Origin of the sequence: Streptomyces sp. 2A115, assembly GCF_052245575.1 — a bacterium.
In the GTDB taxonomy this organism is placed as follows: domain Bacteria; phylum Actinomycetota; class Actinomycetes; order Streptomycetales; family Streptomycetaceae; genus Streptomyces.
In genome coordinates this window covers 1-4,270 of the sequence record NZ_JBQQCG010000185.1, presented here as the reverse complement: position 1 = coordinate 4,270, position 4,270 = coordinate 1, and the positions used below count along the sequence as shown (strand labels likewise).

Here is a 4,270-nt window from a genome sequence, read left to right as displayed (position 1 = left end):
ACCTTCTCCGGGGCTTTCCTCCGGGCGTTTCCCTTCGGTCTTGCGTTTCCGACTCTATCAGACCGTTTCCGTATCCGATTTCCTCGGTGCTTTCCAGGTTCCCGCTTTCGCGTTTCCCTTTCCGGCGATTCCGACTCTACCAGATCCTTTCGGGCCTGATTCCCAGTCAGAGGGGTTGTCTTCGCGGCTGTTGGGCCGTTCCGACGAGTGAGACTTTAGCGGAATCCTGGCCCCCGAGCTAATCGGGGTCACGTCCTTTCGAACGCGGATTCCTCATTTCGCAAACGCGCATGAAAACGATCCGACGACGGATCGTCGATCGTTGTGTGCTTGCTGCGGAATGGCTGTCCGGGGACCAACCGGAGTCGGCGCTCACGTCGGACAACTCGGAGAACACTACGTAGCGGGCCAGGGCGTGTCAACTCGATGTCAGGAGCCACTCGGGAGGCGTACCCTCGGAGCCATGACTACGCACGCGTGCACCCAACTGTGGTGGGCCGCCTGACGGCGGCCGTACATACGCGTGTACTCAAACGGCCGCCACCTCGGCGGCCGTTCTCGTATCTCCCTCCTGGAGCCCCGGCCGGCGGTGGTGGCGGCCTCGGCCAGGAGGTAGAGGAATGAAGCGGGTCTTCAGCGGGGTCAAGCCGACCGGGCATCTGACGCTGGGGAACTACCTGGGGGCGATGCGGCGGTGGGGCGCGGTCGATCAGCACCGGGCCGACGCGCTGTTCTGCATCGTCGACCTGCACGCGCTGACTGTGGACCACGATCCCGGGCGGGTACGCAGGCTCAGTCGGCAGGCGGCCACGCTGCTGCTGGCCGCGGGGCTCGATCCGAAGCTGTGCACCGTCTTCGCGCAAAGTCATGTGGATGAGCACGCGCGGCTTTCGTATCTGCTCGAGTGCGTGGCCACCGACGGGGAGATGCGCCGGATGATCCAGTACAAGGAGAAGGCTGCGGCTGAGCGGGCGCGGGGCGGGAGTGTGCGGCTGTCGCTGCTGACGTATCCCGTGCTGATGGCGGCGGACATCCTGGCGTACGGCACAGACGAGGTGCCGGTGGGGGACGACCAGACGCAGCATGTGGAACTGACGCGGGATCTCGCGGTGCGGTTCAACCAGCGGTACGGGCATACGTTCGTGGTGCCTCGGGCCACGCGTCCGGAGGTGGCGGCCCGGGTCATGAACCTGCAGGAACCGACTTCGAAGATGGGGAAGTCCGACGACGTGGGGCCCGGGATCGTCTACCTGCTCGACGAGCCGGAGGTGATCCGGAAGAAGGTCATGCGGGCTGTGACCGACAGCGGGCGGGACGTGGCGTACGACCCCGACGCCCGGCCCGGGGTCTCGAATCTGCTGGAGATTCTTTCGGCCTGTGAAGGTGGGAACCCGGAGGCCTTGGCCGGTGTATATGAGACGTACGGATCTTTGAAGAAGGACACCGCAGAGGCCGTGGTGGAGCTCCTCAGGCCTGTACAGCAGAGACACAAGGAGTTGTGCGCGGATCCTGCGTACGCGGAGGGGGTGTTGCGGGACGGTGCGGAGAAGGCCAGAGAGATGGCGAGGCCGAGGGTGGACGCGGCGTACCGGGCGATCGGTTTGCTGCCGGCAGGCTGAAGAGCGGCTCGCAGAGCGGCGGGGCCGGGAGCGAGTCCGGCCCCAGCGCCTATAGCTGTTGCCGGAGGCTTAGCTGTTGCCGGAGGCCAGTTCGCGGCTGCGGTCGCGGGCCGCTTCGAGCGCGGCGATGAGGGCGGCTCGTACGCCGTGGTTCTCGAGTTCACGGATGGCGCTGATCGTGGTGCCCGCGGGGGACGTGACGTTCTCGCGGAGCTTCACGGGATGCTCGCCGCTGTCGCGGAGCATCACGGCGGCGCCGATCGCGGACTGGACGATGAGGTCGTGGGCCTTGTCGCGGGGCAGGCCGAGCAGAATGCCGGCGTCTGTCATGGCCTCGACCAGGTAGAAGAAGTACGCCGGTCCGGAGCCGGAGAGGGCGGTGCAGGCGTCCTGCTGGGACTCGGGGACGCGGAGTGTCTTGCCGACGGCGCCGAAGATCTCCTCGGCGTGGGCGAGGTGCTCGTCGGTGGCGTGGCTGCCGGCGGAGATGACCGACATGGCCTCGTCGACGAGGGCGGGGGTGTTCGTCATGACACGGACGACAGGGGTGTGCTGGGCGAGGCGCTCTTCGAAGAAGGAGGTGGGGATGCCTGCGGCGCCGCTGATGACCAGGCGGTCGGTGGGGACATGCGGGGCGAGTTCGTCCATGAGCGTGCCCATGTCCTGCGGCTTGACCGTGAGGATCAGGGTGTCGGCGGTCTTGGCTGCCTCGGGGTTACTGACCGGGGTGACGCCGTAGCGCTCCTGGAGTTCCTTGGCACGCTCGGGGCGGCGGGCCGTGACCAGGAGGTCGGCGGGGGCCCATCCGGCTCGGATCATTCCGCTGAGCAGGGCCTCGCCGATCTTGCCGGTGCCGAGCACTGCGACTTTCTGGGTCATGTTCGGTTGCCCTTCGGGGGTGCGTCGTCCAAGGCCCATCCTCGCACCGGCGGCGTGTGGTGAGTGGCGGTGTCCGCTGGGCGGACGCGGTTGCCTTCGGGCGGGGAGGGACTGGGTCGGGCTGAGGGCCGCCCGGTGTTTCGCGGTGCGTGGCCTACGCGGTGCGGCGGCGCAGGGTTGCCGCGCCGAGGGTCAGGACCAGGAGGGCGCAGGTCGCGACGATCAGGGCGTCGCGGATGAAGTTGGCGGTGACGTCGGTGTGCTTGAGGACTTCGTTCATGCCGTCGACGGCGTACGACATGGGGAGGACGTTGGAGATGGCTTCGAGGACGGGGTGCATGTTGGGGCGTGGGGTGAAGAGGCCGCAGAGGAGGAGTTGGGGGAAGATCACGGCCGGCATGAACTGGACGGCCTGGAATTCCGAGGAAGCGAAGGCCGAGACGAAGAGGCCGAGGGCCGTGCCCAGCAGGGCGTCGAGGAGGGCCACGAGAAGGAGGAGCCAGGCCGAGCCCGTGACGTCCAGACCCAGAAACCAGACGGCGAGGCCGGTGGCGAGGGCGGACTGGACGATGGCGAGGGCGCCGAAGGCCAGGGCGTAGCCGGCGATGAGGTCGGCCTTGCCAAGGGGCATGGCGAGGAGGCGTTCCAAGGTGCCGGAGGTGCGTTCGCGGAGGGTGGCGATGGAGGTCACCAGGAACATCGTGATGAGGGGGAAGATGCCGAGCAGTGAGGCGCCGATGGAGTCGAAGGTGCGCGGGCTGCCGTCGAAGACATAGCGGAGCAGCAGGAGCATCACGCACGGGATGAGGATCATCAGCGCGATGGTGCGCGGGTCGTGGCGGAGCTGGCGCAGGACTCGGGTCGCGGTGGCGGTGGTGCGGGCGTAGTTGATCGCGCTCGGCTTCGTGGGCACGGTCGGGCTGGTGCTCGTATGTGTGGTGGTGGTGCTGCTCATCATCGGACGGACTCCTTGCGGGACTGGTCACCGGTCGCGGGCTGGTTGCCGGCTGCGATCGCCTCGTCGACCAGGTGGAGGAAGGCGGCCTCGACGGTGTCGGTGTCGGTCTGGGCGCGCAGGGCGTCCGGGGTGTCGTCGGCGAGGATCTCGCCCTCGCGCATCAGGAGCAGGCGGTGGCAGCGCTCGGCCTCGTCCATGACGTGGGAGGAGACGAGGAGGGTGGCGCCTCGGTCGGCGGCGATGGTGTGGAAGAGGTTCCACAGGTCGCGGCGGAGTACGGGGTCAAGGCCGACCGTGGGTTCGTCGAGGACGAGGAGTTCTGGAGTGCCGAGGAGGGCGACGGCGAGGGAGACGCGGCTGCGCTGGCCACCGGAGAGGTTGGCCGCGAGGACGTCGGCGTGGGAGGTGAGATCCACGTCGGTGATGGCCTGGGTGACGTTCTCGTGGCGGCGGTTGGCGGCCGTGTGGCCGGGGTCGAGGATCGCCGAGAAGTAGTCCAGGTTCTGGCGGACTGTCAGGTCGTCGTAGACGGAGGGGGCTTGGGTGACATAGCCGATGCGTGAGCGGAGTGTGGCGTGGCCTGCGGGGATGCCGAGGACGTCCAGGGTGCCGGTGACTTTGGCCTGTGTGCCGACGATCGACCGCATCAGGGTGGATTTGCCACATCCCGAGGGGCCGAGCAGGCCGGTGATCTGGCCGCGGGGGACGTCGAAGTCGAGGCCGCGGAGGACTTGGCGGGGGCCGCGGACGACGGTGAGGTCGGCAGCGTGGACTGCGGGGGTATCCGGGTTGGGCCGGGCCACGGTTGATGGAC

The 4,270-nt window shown here is 68.0% G+C and carries 5 protein-coding genes; 2 read left to right on the top strand and 3 right to left on the bottom strand.

The features are described 5' to 3' along the window. The coding region (locus ACTWQR_RS55320; protein ID WP_443234945.1) for a hypothetical protein at positions 1–211 on the top strand (211 nt) is incomplete at its 5' end. A 409-nt stretch (positions 212–620) separates the two neighbouring features. Next, entirely contained in the window at positions 621–1,619 is a 999-nt protein-coding gene (gene trpS, locus ACTWQR_RS55315; protein ID WP_443234944.1) for a tryptophan--tRNA ligase, read from the top strand. A gap of 69 nt (positions 1,620–1,688) precedes the next feature. On the opposite strand, the gene proC is transcribed toward trpS, so the two are convergent. The 3 genes from proC to ACTWQR_RS55300 all read right to left on the bottom strand — a co-directional run bounded on the left by proC (position 1,689) and on the right by ACTWQR_RS55300 (position 4,259). Continuing rightward, a complete protein-coding gene (gene proC, locus ACTWQR_RS55310) occupies positions 1,689–2,498 on the bottom strand; it encodes a pyrroline-5-carboxylate reductase (RefSeq protein WP_443234943.1) in 810 nt (269 codons plus the stop codon). A 154-nt stretch (positions 2,499–2,652) separates the two neighbouring features. Continuing rightward, positions 2,653–3,456, bottom strand: a complete 804-nt coding sequence (locus ACTWQR_RS55305) for an ABC transporter permease (protein ID WP_443234942.1) — start codon at positions 3,454–3,456, stop codon at positions 2,653–2,655. Further along, a complete protein-coding gene (locus tag ACTWQR_RS55300) occupies positions 3,453–4,259 on the bottom strand; it encodes an ABC transporter ATP-binding protein (RefSeq protein WP_443234946.1) in 807 nt (268 codons plus the stop codon). Before ACTWQR_RS55300 ends, ACTWQR_RS55305 begins: the two co-directional genes overlap by 4 nt. Positions 4,260–4,270 lie beyond the last annotated feature (11 nt).

Excerpts from the sequence above, each read along its gene's own strand:
- trpS (WP_443234944.1), top strand. The coding sequence starts at position 621 with ATGAAGCGGGTCTTCAGCGGGGTCAAGCCGACCGGGCATCTGACGCTG.
- proC (WP_443234943.1), bottom strand. The coding sequence starts at position 2,498 with ATGACCCAGAAAGTCGCAGTGCTCGGCACCGGCAAGATCGGCGAGGCC.
- ACTWQR_RS55305 (WP_443234942.1), bottom strand. The coding sequence starts at position 3,456 with ATGATGAGCAGCACCACCACCACACATACGAGCACCAGCCCGACCGTG.